The sequence below is a fragment of the Paenibacillus sp. AGC31 genome, assembly GCF_057334655.1.
Map to the genome: position 1 here is coordinate 289111 of NZ_JBHFJH010000049.1, position 15118 is coordinate 304228.

The following is a 15118-nucleotide window of genomic DNA, read 5'->3' on the forward strand; positions in this document are numbered from 1 at the left end:
CCCCTAAAAAAGCGTAATTTGTTCTACAGTGATCGGATTTAACTCCTGCACCTCTACCCCATAATGTTCAAAAAACTCGCCAACGAGTTTCCTATGACAATAACGGTGGTCTTTACAAAAGCAAACGAGAACAACGTTCTTTCCACGCAATAATCGTTTGTACACATCGCGAAGTGCATTCAGCTTTGCATTGGATTTAAGTTCGATTAAAAATCTTGATTCATACTTTGACCACCATTCATCTCCAGGACGGTCTTTCCATTGATTTAGGTATGTATGAAACAAGTCGGAAGAAGGGGAGAGATCTCTTACTATTTCAGCACCTGCAATTTCAACACCTGCTCGAGTAATGAGTAAGATATCTGCATCAAAATTAATTTTCTTCAACCCTGCTGGATTTGATGTAAATACTTTTCCTTTGGGGTTCATTTTTGATGCCTCCTTTCAAACTACACCCTTATTGTACCATAAAAGCTTGATTTTAACCCTAAAATTTGCGTTCTATAACTCATCTTCCATTCACTAATAAGCACTAACGTAGCACTGACGCCACAAGTTTGTAATGGCACTGATCTACATTGAAAATTTCCCCCAAACTTATAACCAGTCCTACGTTACTTATAACAAAACTGCCTACACTTTGATACGGTCGAATAAATGCATCATCTGTTATACTGAAATCATTATAACTTACCCCATTGTATATAAAGGAAAGTTTGTATTTCAACTTCTCATATTTTTCAACAACCAGTGTAGCTCTTGTAACAAAAATGAACTTTAGTGAATAATTTTTTGATGCAGATAAACCTGAAACAAACGAACCCAGTAGTCGCTTGTCCGAGTTATGAAAAACAAAGGAATCTGCATTTTGACTCACTAATATCTTCACCTTTTCAAGCGAAGAAACTCCTGTTTTTTTCCAAAAACACCTTGAGTCATATTCATAGTTTTCTGGTTGAAAATGTTGAGGGACTGCCTTTGTTAACTCTACCTCTATTATATCAAAAATTTCAGCTTGCGTACCGTCCTCATAAGTCAAATCAACTCCAGGCACTGCACAATGGATATCTGCTTGACTTGATACAAGTCTGATCCACTTGCCAGTATGGAATTCCACGCCAGCAATACAGTAATTATTATACTTTCGTGACTTTGTAAGCAATACAATCTTTACATTCATTTGAGTCATCCCCTTCAGCTGCATCTATAGACCTATTCTAACTTTATGCATCCGAATTTCATGTCGAAACTCGCTGTCGAATTATAAATATTTTGATTATTTAAACGATTTCATGTATTAATAAGGCTCCTGCAGTTTGCAGAAACCTTATCTCAATATAGTTCTCTATACCTTACTCATTCACCTTATCCGCATCCACCAGTCCGTCAAGCTCAACACCCATCGTACCAATGAACTGACTGATCCGCAGTTTAAAGAGAACCTTAACTCCGTCTCTACGGATCTCAATACGGCCTATAATCGTTCCGAGCATCATTTGCTCGTGTTGAGCCGATGCCTGGTTGAACATCTTGCGCCAGTTTGGAATGTGTTGTTGCAACGTCTCCAGTTCCTTCCGCTCGATTCGCTTGGCATCTACGGCACGTCTGGATTTTTCGACTTTCGCCTCAAGCTCAACGATTACTTGTCTCGTATCCTCAATTAACTCATTCAATAGCTCACTTGTATATTTGCCTGTTCCTTTGAGGGAATGCTTGACCTCAGCTTTATACATCTTCATTTCTTCTTGGGCAACATCAAGCTCTTTCTTAATCGTTGAAGCTGAATTACATCTGATCCGCATTCTGTTTTTTCAACTCATTCAACTTCTTGGTTAAATCAACTCTCTCCAAATGATCCAGATACCGCAATACTTCATCCAGCACTACACTTTCTACCCGTTTCTGGGAATAAATCGTTTACCCTTCACAATGAACTTCTTTTTTCAAAGCTTTACCTGAACAACGGTATTTTAACGTCCTTTTCTTAACTTCGGTCCCGTCTTTCAACTTATATTTCTTTGTATTTGGTGTAGATGAAAGTGTATACCCGCAATGTCCACAACGCACAAGCCCGATCAACAGCATATCGCCTTTTGTATTCGTGACTACGACTTCAACTCCTAGCTTCTTGCGTTGTTCTATTTAACGCGAGAAAGCTCAAGCGAGGGGCGCTTGAGCTTCTTTGCGTTAAATAGAAAAAACGGCATCTCTGCCGTTTTTTCGCCTTACTCTTATGGAGAATAACGGGATCGAACCGATGACCTCTTCGCTGCCAGCGAAGCGCTCTCCCAGCTGAGCTAATTCCCCGCATCAATTATCCTTACTTCAATACCTTATTTCACTGGTTGGTTTATGATATATGGTTGTGCTCCCAGCTGAGCTAAGGCCCCAGGATATGAAATGGATAACTTGTCCAACACTGCTACGTTCCACAGGCGACTCCTATATCATATAAAATCCAGCTTTCGCTGTCAATCACTTTTTAAGATCCAAAGTGATTGGAGAAGAACAACCGATTTCTCTGGTACACACGGACTGGAACTCCAGACTGCTCTTCTCCCTATCCCCACTTCACTAATCCTCCAGATCGTCTTTGGACAACAGGGATTTCAGTTCTTTCATGAACATATTGATATCTTTGAACTGGCGGTATACCGAAGCAAAACGGACATACGCCACTTCATCGACTGGAAACAACTGTTCCATCAACAACTCACCAATCTGGCGACTCTCAACTTCAGCATCAGCTGTATTGCGCAGAGATTTCTCTACTTCAGATACCATCATCTCCAGGGTCTCTACGGAGACTGGACGTTTCTCACAGGCACGAATAAGCCCACGGAGAATCTTGTCCCGGCTAAACTCTTCCCGGCTACCATCTTTTTTAATGACAATCAGTGGAGTCTCCTCAATCATCTCAAACGTTGTAAATCTTCGGGCACACTGCTCACACTCACGGCGACGACGAATGGATTTTGCTTCGTTGGCCGGACGCGAATCAAGCACTTTGGTACCCATATAACCGCAATAAGGACACTTCAACTCAGATCACTTCCCACGTTTTACTTTTACCACATATTCCCTGTCTTGATTTTGTAATGAAAAATGCATTGCCGACACATAATACTTTTACCAACCCGCGAGGAGGTGAACAGCAATGGCACAAAGCAATGGTAACTCCAACAACCTGGTGGTAACTAAAGCTTCCGCAGCACTCGAGCAAATGAAATATGAAGTTGCTCAAGAACTCGGAATCAGCATCCCACAAGACGGATACCAAGGTAACATGACTTCTTACGAGAACGGTTCGATCGGTGGATACATCACGAAGCGTCTGGTAACAATTGCAGAACAGCAATTGGCAGGTCAATACCAATAATATCTGCATCGTAATACGCTACACAGAGGAGCATGGAGCGGCCGGTGAACAACCGACCTGCTCTGTGCTTCTAATTATATACTTAGAACGTATTATAGATCTTTACATACTGATTATAATAGTAAATGACTCTTTGTACATAGTGACGCGTCTCACCAAACGGAATATCTTTCACCGTATCAAACGAGCCATCCCATACACCATCTCTAAGCCAACTGTTCACTTTGCCTGGCCCCGCATTATAGGCAGCGATCATAACTGCTTCATTGCCATCGAATTGATCGGACAGATTCCGCAGATACCATGTGCCTAATTGAATATTTCGTTCAGGCTCGTGCTTTAATTCCTCCAGCGAAGTGTCGGGAATTTTGGCTTGTTCCAGTATCCAGTTGGCGGTATCTGGCATCAGTTGCATGAGCCCGATGGCGCCTCGTTTGGATTCCTTGCTTGTCTTGAAATTGGTCTCCACCTTGATAATGGAAGCAATTAGAAACGGATCAACCTCATAGCTCTGAGATTGGGCACGAATCTCTTCCTTATAATGAATCGGATAGAACCATGCCATCCAGTTTGTATTCAGAAATAACACCAGTACAAAGGACACAAACATCAACAGCAGTACACGTTTCTTACGCAATATTCTCATAACAAACCCTTACGCTGTAGATATGAGTCAATTTGCTGCTCCGTCGCAGACCATAAGCCGCTGTTATCGATGACAATGTCTGCCAGCTGTTTTTTGCGCTCAATATCCATCTGTACATCCATTCGAGCCTCGGCCTGTGCTGCAGTCATTCCATCCCGACTCATCAAGCGATCTCGTTGCACTGATCTCGGGACATATACAACCATGACTTCCTCGAAACCGTCCTCCAGACCTGATTCGTAGAGCAAAGGAATATCAGACACCACAAGTTTATCCGGATGTTGCAGTTCGTATGCAGCAGCCCGTTCGCGCATCTCTCTTCGGATTGCCGGGTGTGTCATAGCCTCCAGTGCCTTTCGTTCCTCGGGTTGTTCGAAAACAATACTTCCAAGCTTTTTCCGATCCAGTGTTCCATCTTCGTTCAGTATGGCTTGTCCAAACCGCTTAACAGCGGCGGCCAACACGGGATGCCCGGGCATCATAACTTCCCGGGCAATAACGTCTGCATCGATGAGCAACGCTCCCTTACTGGCGAGATAGGCGGAAACACTGCTTTTGCCTGTCGCGATCCCGCCGGTTAAGCCTATATTCATCGTTTCACCTCATAACAACTTCATTATTCCCATAATCATTAACAATAGTGCTGGCAGTATAGACAGTCTTCGCATCCAGCGCAGAGCTGAGAATCGCAGTCCAACTTTCATCCCAAGTAACAGAAACGCTCCACTAAACAGCGCAATAATGAGTGCCGTCCACAGTGTAGGGAATCCTAGAAGTGCCGCTCCCAATCCTGCCCCAAACGCATCCAGAGACAAGGCAATACCAAGCCACATCGCTTCCTGGGCAGATATACTTCCCGAGTTATCCATATCCGCCTTGGAGGGACTGCGAAGGATCTGAATGACGACCCCCAGCTTACGCAGCTCCAATGTAAAAACCATGCGTTCCAGCGATCCACCTGAAGCCGACTGCTCCAGATCCAGCGCAAGCACCTGATTCCTGCCCTTTGAATCCGACAGTCTCTCTTGTGCTTCTCCCACCCCAGTTACCGTTGCTTCTGTTCTCTCACCCATTCCAGCGTCTGTTTCCAGTTGTTCTTTGCCTTGCTTTCGAATAAGTTGCAATAGTGACCATGCACCAATACCTATCAATATAACGGCTCCCACAATCGAAGCGATATCCGGTGACACCACATGGGACAACAACACACCTACTTGCATCGACAAGGCAATAACCAATCCCGAACAGATCGAAATAACAGCGATAGATAACAGGGGAATCTTAGTCCTCCGTAACCCATATGTAATCCCGACTCCAAAACCATCTAAACTAAGCGCCAAAGCAAGCGCCAGCAATGAAATAAAATGATGCAGCACCCCGGACTCCTCCTCTGTGCGGTACTCGTGCCAACTGAAGATGCCAGTATGGGTATACGCCCGCTTATTTCTGCCATATCAGTATATGGAGGGAGGAATCCAAGGGTGCTATGATTTCATCATTTCGTTCATTCAGTTCATGTTACAGCAGCTGACAGTTCGGACAAAAATGCGTTCCACGGCCACCAACCACCGTTTTTTCAATTAACGTACCACAAGTTGTACAAGGTTCTGATTTGCGTCCATAGATTTTCAGTTGATGCTGGAACATCCCCATCTCACCCTGTCCATTCACATAGGACTTGATGGAAGATCCACCTGCATTCACTGCATCTTGCAACGTAGCCACAATCGCTTCATGAAGCACCGTTAACTGAGCTTCGGTCAGTGTCTTGGCGATGGTCTCGGGATGGATACCTGCGCGAAATAGAGCCTCGTCCACATAAATATTCCCGATACCGACCACATATGCCTGATTTAAAAGTACAGCCTTGATTTTGGTTGTACGCTTGCCAACCGCCTCGCGGAATGCAGTTACCGTAAAGGCTGGATCAAGCGGCTCCAGTCCCAGCTTCAGCAAAGGTTTGGACACCAGTTCCTCACCTGCATTAAACAGATGCATCGTACCGAACTGACGCACATCCTTATAACGCAATTCCGTACCATCATTAAAATGGAAGATCACATGTGTATGTTTCTCCACATCTTCATGCTGCTCGTACACACCGTACCTTCCTTCCATCCGCAGATGGGAGACAAGCACCAGCCCGTCCAGCAAAATACGCAAAAACTTGCCGCGGCGCTCCACCCCAATGACGGTATGTCCTGCGAGTTCCATTGCAAATGCATCTATGTCGTCCGGCCGCTGAATAATCCGCGGCAAGCTAACGGTAACATGATCAATCGTTTTGCCCACAATAAGTTGATTCAATGTTCTTCTGACTGTTTCGACTTCCGGTAATTCCGGCATGATGTTCTCACCTCCCCTATATTATAACGGAAGATGGCGCTCAGCGGGACCCTTTTCTTATATCTCAAACATGGAAAGGCCTTTTGTAAAATACCGGAAAACCGCGCAGCACTTGATTTATTTCGCTTCGTACCAGTTATCACCAAAGCTGACTTCTGCTTTCAGCGGAACCGACAGTTCTAATGCTTTTTCCATGACAGAAGGCACTAATTCCTTCATCAGTTCCAATTCATCCGCAGGCACTTCGAATACAAGTTCATCGTGCACCTGAAGCAACATACGACTCTTCAACTTGCGTTCCCGCAGCGCTTCATCCATCTGTACCATGGCCAGCTTAATGATATCCGCAGCTGTTCCCTGGATCGGTGTATTCATCGCCGTGCGCTCTGCGAAGGAACGCAGATTGAAGTTACTGGCATTAATCTCTGGCAGGTAGCGACGTCGTTCCAATAACGTTTTGACGTAACCATCCTGGCGAGCTTCCTTCACAATGTCATCCATATATCGACGCACACCCTGGAAGACTTCAAAATACTGATCTATAAATTGCGCGGCCTCTTTACGCGTAATATGCAGGTTCTGGGATAAGCCATAATCACTTATGCCATACACGATACCAAAGTTAACTGCCTTGGCGGAACGACGCATATCCCCATCCACATCCTCAGGCTTCACACCGAATACATCCGAAGCGGTCTTTGTATGAATATCCATATCGTTGACAAACGCTTCCTTCAAGCGCTCATCGTCCGAAATGTGGGCCAGTACTCGCAGTTCAATCTGGGAATAGTCTGCTGCCAAAATGGACCATCCTGGCTCGGAAGGAACAAATACCTTCCGGATTTTGCGACCTTCTTCCATCCGAATCGGAATGTTCTGCAAGTTCGGGAACTGACTGCTAAGTCGTCCGGTAGCAGCAATGGTCTGACGATAATACGTATGCACCTTGCCATCCCGATTGGATATCTCTTTGAGCAATCCTTCCACATAAGTGGATTGCAGCTTGGCAAGCTGACGATATTGCAGAATATGCTTGACCACATCATTATAAGGAGCCAATTTCTCCAATACTTCCGCATCTGTGGAATAACCCGTTTTTGTTTTCTTCACCACTGGCAAGCCCAATCTATCAAACAAAATCTCACCCAGTTGCTTTGGTGAATTCAGATTAAATTCCGTTCCTGACAGCTTGTAGATCTCAGCCATCAACCTGCTGATCTGTTCTTCAAACTCACTGCCCAAAGCCTGTAGATCGGCTGTATTGGCCTTGATGCCCTGTTTCTCCATGTCCGCCAATATGCGTGACAACGGCATCTCCAGTTCATGGAACAGCGAATTCATCTCATCGGTTTCCAACACCTGCTCCTGAAGTGGAATAATGGCTGCTACTGCGGCAGCTTTGCGGCACAGGAAATCACCCAAGATCTCCACTTCCGGTACCTTGTACTTAGCGCCTTTCCCCATAACCGTGTCATCCTCTACGAGCGACGGCAGACCATACTTGGTCGTGAGTCCACTAATCGTCTGATTGGATTCCGTTGGATCAAGCAAATACGCTGCCAGTTGTACATCAAATGACGCACCAGCGAATTCAATGCCATGTGCATGCAGGGCCAGGTCCACACGATGAAGATCATAACCGCGCTTTGGTTGCTCTGAATCACCAAGCCATGCCCGCACTGGAGCCGCAGCCTCGGAATGAAGCAATTCGGGAGATATGAACGTATACGTTCCAGCGGAACCTACAGCAAGTCCAATCAATTTCGCTTGGTGCGGGTTATCCCCATGTGTCTCCACGTGGAGGACATCAATGGAATCGAGGGAACTGAACAGCTCACTGATGTTGTCCTCTGTTGCAATGGAGGATTCAACTTCGGCAGCAGGGACCGCTTCCTGTTCAGAACCGATGCTGCCACTGAACGACAGGCGTTCGAGCAAGGATTTGAATTCCAGCTTCGCCAATGCAGGGCCAGCATGTTCTTCTTTTAATCCCGCGAATTGCATATCCTCCCACGTCTGCTCCAGCGGAACTTCCCGGTGAATCGTCGCGAGTTGTTTGCTCATCCGGGCATCTTCGGCATGGGCCTCGATCTTTTCTTTCATTTTGCCCTTCAGCTCACTTGTGCCGTTCAGCACATCTTCTACCGATCCGAACTGGTGCAGCAGCTTTAACGCTGTCTTCTCTCCAACCCCGGGAATACCCGGAATATTATCGGACGTATCGCCCATCAGACCTTTGAGATCAATGATTTGCAGCGGCGTCAGACCATAACGCTCTTTAATCTGAGCAGGATCATACAGTTCAATATCGGTTACCCCTTTACGCGTCAGCCCGATATGTACATGTTCGGAAGCAAGCTGCAGCATATCTTTGTCACCCGATACAACGAGCACCTGTCTGCCCGCTTCATCTGCGCGTTTAGTTAACGTTCCGATGATGTCATCCGCTTCGAATCCAGCCAGCTCAAACTGAGCGATGCCAAGTCCTTTCAGCAGTTCTTTGAGCAAAGGGAATTGCTCTGACAACTCTGGTGGTGTTTTCTCCCGTCCACCCTTGTATTCCTGGTACCCTTCGTGGCGGAACGTGATTTTGCCTGCATCAAATGCAACCATGACATGTGTAGGCTTATGCTCTTCAAGAAGTCTCAGCAGCATCGTGGTGAAGCCATATACCGCATTGGTATGCAGACCTTTCGAGTTGGTCAGAGGCGGCATTGCAAAAAACGCCCTGTAAATAATGCTATTTCCATCTATGAGAATAAACTTGTCCATTCCAGCACCTCGCGTATTATATGGTCAACCTCTTCAAATTACATCTACTCTCATGATACCATACCCACCTGTCACATCAAAAAGAATAGCCTCTTTTCACTTCATTTTTAATTGCAAAAAAAAGAACCTTCTCCGCAGACAGCTGTACACAGCCTACCTGAGAGAAAGTCCTTTTCCATTCATATGATTGCATTACTTAATCAGTACTGATTCCCCAATTCCAAAGCAATACTCTTCTATTGATTCAGATCCGGGCGTTTACCTGTCACCAGGTATACCGTGCTCTCACCAATGTTGGTTGCATGATCACCAATACGTTCAATGTAACGCCCAACCATCATCAGCAACATAGCCTGAGAAGCCTGATTCGGATGCTCTGTCATTAACGTGTAGAGATCACTGATCATGTGGCTGTACAGTTGATCGACCTGATCGTCCGTTTGAGCCATTTTATAGGCCAGGTCTGTGTTTTCTTTCAGGAAAGATTCGATGGATTCATCGACCATGGATTTCACGATTTCTGCCATTTGCGGGATATCCACCAGCGGTTTAATCAATTTCTGTCCATCCATCCGGAGTGTCACCTTCGCCACGTCGAGCGCAAGATCTCCCATACGCTCCAGATCACTGGAGATTTTGAATGCCACGATAATACGTCTGAGATCCTTTGCCACCGGCTGTTGTGTGATGATCAGTTTGGAGCCAAGTTCCATAATTTTGTCTTCAAGGGCATTCAGATTCGCATCATTCTTGATGATGACCTGAGCTTTCTCCGCGTTCATCGTTTGTAAACTCTCAATAGCACCATCCAATGCTGCTCCTACATGTTCACCCATTTGTTGGAGCAAGGTACGCAGCTCTTCAAGCTCCTGATCAAATTCTTTTCTGCGAATCATAGATTTCATGTCCTCCTTATCCATCATCTCCGGGTATGCCGGGATCATTCCAATTCAGCTCGCTTAACCGAACCTTCCAGATATATAATCCTCGGTCCGGGAATCTTGCGGTGTGGAGAATAACGTCTCCGTATCAGCTGCCTCCACCACTTCACCATTCAGGAAAAATACCGTGCGTCCAGATACCCGTGCCGCCTGGTGCATATTGTGGGTAACCATAACGATCGTGTACTTGTGATGCAATTCCTTCACCAGTTCCTCAATCTTCAATGTGGAGATCGGGTCGAGGGCAGACGTTGCTTCATCCATCAGCAGAACGTCTGGCTGTACAGCCAGCGCCCGTGCAATACAGAGACGCTGTTGTTGTCCGCCAGACAGACTAAGTGCCGACTTTTTCAATACATCCTTCACTTCATCCCATAGGGCAGCATGGACAAGACTCTGTTCCACCAACTGATCCAGTTCAGCCTTTTGGGTTACCCCGTGCAAGCGCGGTCCATAAGCCACGTTATCGTATATGGATTTTGGAAAAGGATTCGGTTGTTGGAACACCATGCCAACTCGTTTGCGCAGTGTCTCCACTTCAATCTCATTACTGTAAATGTCAGAGCCATCCAGCATAACCTGTCCTTCCACACGAACACCCGGAATCATGTCATTCATCCGGTTTAACGTGCGAAGCAATGTCGATTTACCACAACCTGACGGCCCGATGAACGCAGTAACGGTTTTTTCCGGCAGATCCATCGATATATTTTTAAGCGCGTGATGCGTATCATAATATAAATTAAGATTTTCAATGTGAATGAGGTCCTTCATGGATGTTCACTTCTCCTTCGCTGCAGGGACACGGAAACTCCCTTTACGTTGAGACCGATACTGATAATCTTTCATCGCTGCTCGGCCATCTTTAATATCCTACCCTTTCATTGTAAAAACAGTATCACTTTCATGTTAACGGAATGTAAAAAAGACATCCTTAACCTTCATGATCTGCTTAATGGATCAATCTGATTGCTGATGCCTGCCTTAATGACTACCTTATAGTTTACTCACTATTCGAAACCATCTCATCCAGCTTCGTACGAATGTGCTCTGCAACTTCTCCAGCTTTCCCACCTTCCATGGCGATCTCTTCTGCTATACGAGACAAATCTCTCACTGCACTGTTCAGTTGTCGGAACGTTGCTCCCCCTGCAGTGACATGCACCGAACTGTCGTCAATCTCCGCTCCGCTTTCCTTAACCAGTTCAACAGTCTGAAGGGTCAATCCACCAATATTCTCTAGCAATGAAGACATGTTGCCCGCAACCTCACGGGTCTGTTTCGCGAGCGCTCGAATCTCCCCTGCAACAATCTGAAAACCTCTTCCATATTCTCCAGCATGAGCTGCTTCAATGGAAGCATTCAGGGCGAGGAGGCCACTTTGATCTGCCAGGGAGCGAATGGATTGTGCCATGCCTGAGCCTGTTTTGATCGAATTCAGCATGTGATCTGCATGTTGACCTTGACTCTCCATATGCTGATGTACCCGGTTATAGGAAGCATCAACGTCCTTCAAACTCTCTTCCCCATGCTTAGACAATGCCATGATCTCACGTGCTTCATGTACAGTCTGATTCGCTGCATGCACCAGCTTGGTGACCGCATCGTTGATTCTCGATATCTCCTGTCTGCTCTCGGTTACCGTACGCACACGCTCTGCCGATGAAGCCTGTTGCAGCCTGCGGGAGAGGGACATCACATCACGCATCGTCAGCACACCAAGCAGTCTGTCTTGTTCCGTAACCAGCAGACAATCGTAGAAATGCTGTTCATTCCGTCCAAGTGCGATATCAATAATCGTTGCGGCTTCCATATGAATATCTGCTATAACCGGAGATGTATTCACTACTTGTATGACCGGCTTACGGTAGAATAGATCTGCGGCAAAACGGCCATTTAACATCCGATATAACGTCTCTCGCATTAACAATCCAGTAGGTTTCATCTGCTCATCACACAATACAATACATGGGTGCTCCTGATCCTGATTCATCATCGTCGCTGCTTCTCCGCAGGTCGTATGGACCCCCGCGACAGGAACCTGACGATAATAGTCATGCAAATGGATTACAGACTCTTCAGCAACTATTGCTACTTCAGTTTGCTCCATTATGGGTGTCGTTAATTCTTCATTATGTAAAACAACATGAGGCTGGTCGGGTTTCACTTCGAGCAACATGGGCATAAATGCGCAATCTCCTTTACGTATTAGCTCCGTCTTGAGGTGGGAGGTATAGGTACAAAGTATCACTAATATAAGTCCATGCTACTCCCTCTACGTAAAGTAAAATCTTCCTTTATGTTAAATGAACGTAAAATAAAACTCCCCGATCATTGCTAACTTGAATGATGGGGAGTTTTTCTTTTGACAACCAATTTATAACCTACACCACGAATGGAATCAATGTGAACCGATTCCGGGTCCAGCTCCAGCTTTTTACGTAATGAGCTGACATGAACATCCACGGTTCGTTGACCTCCGATATAATCGAAGCCCCACACAGCGTTCATCAGATCATCCCTTGTCAGTACCACACCCGGCTTTTTGGCCAAATATAGAAGTACTTCGAACTCTTTTGGACGCAGACTGATGGATTGTCCACCCAATGTCACTTCATATTTCAGAGGATAAATCTCCAGCTCTCCCAGAATAATTCGTGAGCCATCCTTGTCCTCAAGCTGTGGTAAATCTTCACCATTGGAATAACGTCTTAATACCGCATCCACTCGGGCTAATAGCTCAGACACACCAAACGGTTTGGTAATATAATCATCGGCACCTGATTTCAGTCCCTGTACAACCTCGGCTTCACCGTTCTTGGCCGTCAGAATGATAACAGGTGTACTAACACCCTGTATTCTTAACTTGCTCAGAATGTCCAGACCATTCATGCCCGGAAGCATCAAATCCAGCAAAATGAGATCAAATTCCTGGGACAAGGCCCGATCATATCCTGCAGATCCGTGATCCTCTGCCGTAACGTCATAACCTTCCTGTGTCAGGTTATACGTGAGTAATCTTGATAATGTAGGTTCATCTTCAATAACTAGCAAACGCTGTGCCATGATACCCCTTCTCTCTTCATAGGTTGTCTGTTGCCACAACACTTTTTCTATCATAGCACTAATTTGTTAACGCGGTGTAAAACAATACACACTTTTTACATTTTGATACCAGACGCCTACATCTCTTCGTCTTGAATGAATGGAAGGATCACACGGAACGTTGTCCCCATGCCCAGTTCACTCTCTACAGACAATTTGCCATGATGCAGTTCCACCAGATGTTTAACGATGGAAAGTCCAAGGCCTGTGCCTCCTGAATTACGGGATCTGCCTTTATCAACGCGATAGAACCGTTCGAAGATTCGCGGCAAATCTTTTTTCGGTATGCCAATTCCTGTATCTGACACCGCAAAGATGACTTCATCATCGTTATCCATCGTCACCTGTAACTTCACTCGTCCACCATCGGGGGTATAGTTGATGCCGTTCGATAACAGATTGATGAATATCTGCTTCATCTTATCCTCATCTGCTTCAATGTACAGTTCCTCCGGAACATGCATTTCCAGACGAATCTGCTTTTTCTCCGCCACCTTGGACAAGGTGCCCAGCACCATTTCGAAGAAAGAGTGTACATGAACAGGTGAGCATTGCAGCGGTGCGCGTTTCGATTCAATTTTGGATAACTCCAGAATATCCCCGATTAATCGGTTAAGTCGATCTCCTTCATCATAGATGATTTTCAGGAATGATCTCTCTGTCTCCTTATCCTGTACCCCGCCGCTAAGCAGCGTTTCGGCAAACCCTTTGACTGCAGCAACTGGTGTCTTGAGCTCATGAGAGACATTTGCAACAAACTCACTGCGCATTGACTCCAATCGGCGAATCGCCGTCACGTCCTGCAACAGGAACAACATGCCCCGATACCCACCATCATCTTCAGACATCGGTACTCCATCAATACGGATCAGTTTTTCCTCCGGGTTGAACACACTCACTTCTTCATGCATCCGTTCTTTCAGTGCAACACTCTCTTCGATGGTACGTGTTAATTCGTAGTGTCTTTTCAATTCAGTATAAGGCTTACTCGTAACCTTTCCTGCCTGAATACCAAGCATACGCTCCGCTTCCCGATTGACCAGTGCAATGGATTGCCCTGCGTCGATCATGACAATTCCTCCGGTCATGTTCGCGAGGACACTCTGTAACAACGCTTCATTGTCACGAATCGTCTTCAGCTGGGACTGCAAGCTGTCTGCCATTCCGTTTATGGCAAGCCCCAGTTGTCCGATCTCATCTCTACGCGTTACATCAACTCTGGCATCGTATTCCAGTTTGGTGATCCGATGGGCCACTTTTGTAATATGCTCAATCGGGGAGGTTAATCCGCGTGCAACCCGATAACTGACAAACGCGACAATTAGGAACAATAGTCCAAGTGCAGCAAACATAATCATCCAACCACGCTGAAGCCCTTGATCCACAGCCTGTAGACTCATGGATAGACGAATGTAGCCATCAAATTTGCCGCTAGGGATTTCAATCATGTCACTTTGATCCGAATTCACAGGTAGTGCTACATACAGCATGTCTTGTCCCAATGTCTCACTGTAACGTATGGATTGCCCGTACCCATCTCCGACGGCACCCTTAATCTCCTCACGGTTCAAGTGATTATCCATGGATGCCGGATCACTCTCGGAATCCCCGATGACCATGCCGTCTTTATTGATGAAGGTTACCCGGGAATCCGTCAGACGATCCAGTTCCAACGCCCGATCTGAATAATACTTTCGTGTGGCTTCCGAGGTTGGATCACTTGCATCATGGAATGGAAAAGTTGCTTTGAGCAAATTAATCTCGCGCACCATGGTTTGCTCCAATGCGGCTATATGCGTAGTCTTAAACACTCTGCCCATCGTATATCCAGCCACAATGACGGATACGCCGATTAGCACCATCATAATGATGGCAAGGCGAATTCGGAACGGTCTCATCTATCTCTTCCTTTATGATCAGATTAATATC

The 15118-nt window shown here is 45.9% G+C and carries 16 protein-coding genes and 1 tRNA gene; 1 reads left to right on the top strand and 16 read right to left on the bottom strand.

From position 1 onward, the window contains the following. Positions 1-3: 3 nt before the first annotated feature. The 6 genes from ACE04G_RS29815 to nrdR form a co-directional block, all read right to left on the bottom strand. Positions 4-429, bottom strand: coding sequence for a DUF488 family protein, N3 subclade (locus tag ACE04G_RS29815; RefSeq protein ID WP_449003942.1), 426 nt, complete (start codon positions 427-429; stop codon positions 4-6). Between the two features lie 103 nt (positions 430-532). Beyond that, entirely contained in the window at positions 533-1180 is a 648-nt protein-coding gene (locus tag ACE04G_RS29820) for a dual OB domain-containing protein (protein ID WP_449003943.1), read from the bottom strand. A 172-nt stretch (positions 1181-1352) separates the two neighbouring features. Continuing rightward, positions 1353-1733, bottom strand: coding sequence for a hypothetical protein (locus ACE04G_RS29825; protein WP_486095412.1), 381 nt, complete (start codon positions 1731-1733; stop codon positions 1353-1355). 184 nt (positions 1734-1917) lie between these two features. After that, a complete protein-coding gene (locus tag ACE04G_RS29830; RefSeq protein WP_449003945.1) occupies positions 1918-2085 on the bottom strand; it encodes a recombinase zinc beta ribbon domain-containing protein in 168 nt (55 codons plus the stop codon). A gap of 149 nt (positions 2086-2234) precedes the next feature. Beyond that, positions 2235-2307: transfer RNA gene (locus ACE04G_RS29835), tRNA-Ala, on the bottom strand. Positions 2308-2574: 267 nt separating this feature from the next. Further along, on the bottom strand, positions 2575-3042 hold the full coding sequence (gene nrdR, locus ACE04G_RS29840; protein ID WP_036609807.1) for a transcriptional regulator NrdR: 468 nt from the start codon (positions 3040-3042) through the stop codon (positions 2575-2577). Positions 3043-3157: 115 nt separating this feature from the next. Between nrdR and ACE04G_RS29845 the strand changes: the two genes are divergently transcribed. Continuing rightward, positions 3158-3379, top strand: a complete 222-nt coding sequence (locus ACE04G_RS29845) for an alpha/beta-type small acid-soluble spore protein (protein ID WP_017689472.1) — start codon at positions 3158-3160, stop codon at positions 3377-3379. An 82-nt stretch (positions 3380-3461) separates the two neighbouring features. On the opposite strand, the gene ACE04G_RS29850 is transcribed toward ACE04G_RS29845, so the two are convergent. The 10 genes from ACE04G_RS29850 to pnpS all read right to left on the bottom strand — a co-directional run bounded on the left by ACE04G_RS29850 (position 3462) and on the right by pnpS (position 15087). Next, complete coding sequence (locus ACE04G_RS29850) at positions 3462-4025, bottom strand: lytic transglycosylase domain-containing protein (RefSeq protein ID WP_036609809.1); 564 nt, start codon at positions 4023-4025, stop codon at positions 3462-3464. Beyond that, the gene (gene coaE, locus ACE04G_RS29855; protein ID WP_449003946.1) at positions 4022-4618 is read right to left on the bottom strand and encodes a dephospho-CoA kinase; all 597 of its coding nucleotides are present in this window, start codon (positions 4616-4618) and stop codon (positions 4022-4024) included. Before coaE ends, ACE04G_RS29850 begins: the two co-directional genes overlap by 4 nt. 9 nt (positions 4619-4627) lie before the next feature. Beyond that, complete coding sequence (locus ACE04G_RS29860) at positions 4628-5401, bottom strand: manganese efflux pump (protein ID WP_449003947.1); 774 nt, start codon at positions 5399-5401, stop codon at positions 4628-4630. A 142-nt stretch (positions 5402-5543) separates the two neighbouring features. Further along, positions 5544-6371 (bottom strand): DNA-formamidopyrimidine glycosylase, encoded by an 828-nt coding sequence (gene mutM / locus ACE04G_RS29865; RefSeq protein ID WP_036669994.1) that lies wholly within the window; start codon positions 6369-6371, stop codon positions 5544-5546. A gap of 117 nt (positions 6372-6488) precedes the next feature. Next, positions 6489-9143 carry a DNA polymerase I gene (gene polA, locus ACE04G_RS29870; RefSeq protein WP_449003948.1) on the bottom strand — a complete coding sequence of 885 codons (2655 nt, stop codon included), beginning with the start codon at positions 9141-9143 and terminating at the stop codon, positions 6489-6491. A gap of 236 nt (positions 9144-9379) precedes the next feature. Next, complete coding sequence (gene phoU / locus ACE04G_RS29875; protein ID WP_449003949.1) at positions 9380-10039, bottom strand: phosphate signaling complex protein PhoU; 660 nt, start codon at positions 10037-10039, stop codon at positions 9380-9382. 63 nt (positions 10040-10102) lie between these two features. Then, positions 10103-10858, bottom strand: a complete 756-nt coding sequence (pstB, locus tag ACE04G_RS29880; RefSeq protein ID WP_221823161.1) for a phosphate ABC transporter ATP-binding protein PstB — start codon at positions 10856-10858, stop codon at positions 10103-10105. 229 nt (positions 10859-11087) lie between these two features. Continuing rightward, complete coding sequence (locus ACE04G_RS29885) at positions 11088-12269, bottom strand: methyl-accepting chemotaxis protein (protein ID WP_449003950.1); 1182 nt, start codon at positions 12267-12269, stop codon at positions 11088-11090. A 152-nt stretch (positions 12270-12421) separates the two neighbouring features. Next, positions 12422-13150: a response regulator transcription factor gene (locus tag ACE04G_RS29890; RefSeq protein ID WP_036609823.1), complete on the bottom strand. Its 729-nt coding sequence runs from the start codon at positions 13148-13150 to the stop codon at positions 12422-12424. 116 nt (positions 13151-13266) lie between these two features. Further along, positions 13267-15087 (bottom strand): two-component system histidine kinase PnpS, encoded by a 1821-nt coding sequence (pnpS, locus tag ACE04G_RS29895; protein ID WP_405131927.1) that lies wholly within the window; start codon positions 15085-15087, stop codon positions 13267-13269. Positions 15088-15118: the final 31 nt, after the last annotated feature.